The organism is Winogradskyella pacifica, from assembly GCF_003386275.1.
In the GTDB taxonomy this organism is placed as follows: Bacteria; Bacteroidota; Bacteroidia; order Flavobacteriales; family Flavobacteriaceae; genus Winogradskyella; species Winogradskyella pacifica.
Window position 1 is genome coordinate 1 of sequence record NZ_QREI01000030.1, and the last position, 2,179, is coordinate 2,179.

A 2,179-nucleotide genomic window follows, 5' to 3' on the forward strand; every position below is an offset into this window, starting at 1 on the left:
TGCGTGAGAGCCCTTAATAAGGCTATTTATCAAGCTAAAAGTATTGAAGGACTCATACATCATTCGGATAGAGGAATACAGTATTGCAGCAATGTGAGTCGTCCTGAATAAAGGCTACATAATTTTAAACATTATGTACAAAAATGACAAAGTAATTAGACGGTATTCAGAACAGATTTCCATATTTAACAACAGCGAATTAAAACTAATTGAAAAGTATCAGAGAAGAGCAATCTAATGAAAAAAAGACAGTCAGAAATAATAAAGGAAATAGCACAAGAATTGGATTGCGGATTTGACTGTTATTACAATTCTAAAACTTACGAAATTGTTGCAATTCCGAATTTTTCACAATTTTCGGACGAGGATGAATTTAAAGAGGCTTTTAGTGACAGTTTAGAAAAAGTGGGAAAACATAAAACGGATTTTATAAAATTTGAGACATTAGAAACCTTTGAGTCGTTTAAAATTATGGAACTTTTTGTTGAGCAGTTATCTGACCAAAATCTAAAATCACAATTGGAAAATATTTTAGAAAATAAAAAGCCATTTCAGAATTTTAAGCATAAAATTGACCATTCTGAATATAGACAAAGGTGGTTTGAATTTAAGAAAAGTGAGTTGGAAAAAATAGTAGAAAATCAATTAGAGAGCAGAAAAGCCTGCGCACAGCAAAGTGCTAAGCCAAAAAACGAATAAACCTATTAATTTTCACTAGCGTACTTCTGCTGCATCAAATATTAAGTCTGATTTTGCGATAGTAAAAGCCTACTTTCAGTAATTTATTACACATTGCAATTAATGTTGATTTTTATTCTTTCCTTTGGCTTCGATTAGCTCATAAAGATGTCTCCAAGCTTTAATGAATTTTCAAGCATCAAAACAGCACTTAAATAATATATTTCTCAACTTAATTTAATTTTGATCTGTAGTCATATTTTAAGACAAGAAAGTTGTTACTAAACTTACCTGTGGTCGTTATAATGAGGTCTTATATGGAATATTCTTTTTAAATTTTCTCAGACTAAAGAGGACTACTACCAACATTTGTTTTATTTACTAAAGTAAGTTTAATAAAATATTACCCTCGTTTTTAACTTAGGTGTAAATATTACTCTCATTATGTTATAAACGATTGAATAGAAGTAATTTGAGAAACTTATTAATCAAACTAGAAAAAAATAAAGTGCTTCACTTATATCATTAGCCAACCATATAATGAACATAGCAAATAGATTTAGCTCACAATGATCTTTTGATCAACATTCTTTAGGAAGTTTAAGGTCTTTATAAACCTCCTTCAATAATTCACCAGGATCCACATCAATAGCTAAAGCAATTAAATAAAGTTCTTCTGCTCGCAACTTAGTTGATTTATTAGAACTCAGTTGGGAAAGCCTAGCCTGACTTATACGAGTACGCCTTGAAACCAAGGCTCTATTAACTGATTTTTTTGTAAGATACAAACCTAAGGATGTCATAAATAATTTCGAATTTATATATATAAATATACTTTGAATATAGAAAAAGATAGAATTACTAAAGTTTAATTTTGAATTTAAATAGTTTTTATATAGATTTGTTTAGATATTCTAAAGATTAATTAATAAAGTTACTATTCAAAAGAAATAAGGTATGAATAATGAAATACATATTAAACACATCATAGACAAACTAAAATCTCTTTTAGAAATTAAGTATGTATACAAATCAAAAGACGAAGGAGGAAAATATCTCAAACATTTATTAATCATAATACTGCAAGGAAATTGTTCTTCCTTAACCAAAGAATTATCAGCGATGGTTGCTAAAATATTTCAAGAGGAAACAGAATTCTTATACCGAATATTTTCTTTTGAATATGCCCATCACCAATTAAAAGAAGAAAACTTATTTTTTATTCATGGCTGCTCATGGGAAAAACAAATCTTCTATAATCCAAATTCAGAATTAGATAGTTTTCATGAGTATTATGCAACAGGAAAAACGTTAGATCAGATACAATCGATTTACGAAAAAGAACGTTGTAAAATGGCTGCGTTTATGGATGGTGTTAAGTTTTTTGTCGAAAAAAGCAATCTTCCTCAAGCGGCTTTTATGCTCCACCAATATATAGAATTGTGGTTTCGCTATACTGCCCTTATTTTAATGGGTAAAGAACGAAAAAGTCATAGTATCA

At 29.0% G+C, this 2,179-nt stretch carries 3 protein-coding genes; 2 read left to right on the forward strand and 1 reads right to left on the reverse strand.

Annotated elements, in window-relative coordinates; genetic code table 11:
- The first annotated feature begins 237 nt into the window (after positions 1 to 237).
- Entirely contained in the window at positions 238 to 699 is a 462-nt protein-coding gene (locus DFQ09_RS18585) for a UPF0158 family protein (RefSeq protein ID WP_115813116.1), read from the forward strand.
- A gap of 560 nt (positions 700 to 1,259) precedes the next feature.
- On the opposite strand, the gene DFQ09_RS18590 is transcribed toward DFQ09_RS18585, so the two are convergent.
- Complete coding sequence (locus tag DFQ09_RS18590) at positions 1,260 to 1,481, reverse strand: helix-turn-helix domain-containing protein (RefSeq protein WP_115813118.1); 222 nt, start codon at positions 1,479 to 1,481, stop codon at positions 1,260 to 1,262.
- 154 nt (positions 1,482 to 1,635) lie between these two features.
- Here DFQ09_RS18590 and DFQ09_RS18595 point away from each other — a divergent pair.
- On the forward strand, positions 1,636 to 2,179 hold a 544-nt coding region (locus DFQ09_RS18595), incomplete at its 3' end, for a hypothetical protein (protein WP_147298382.1).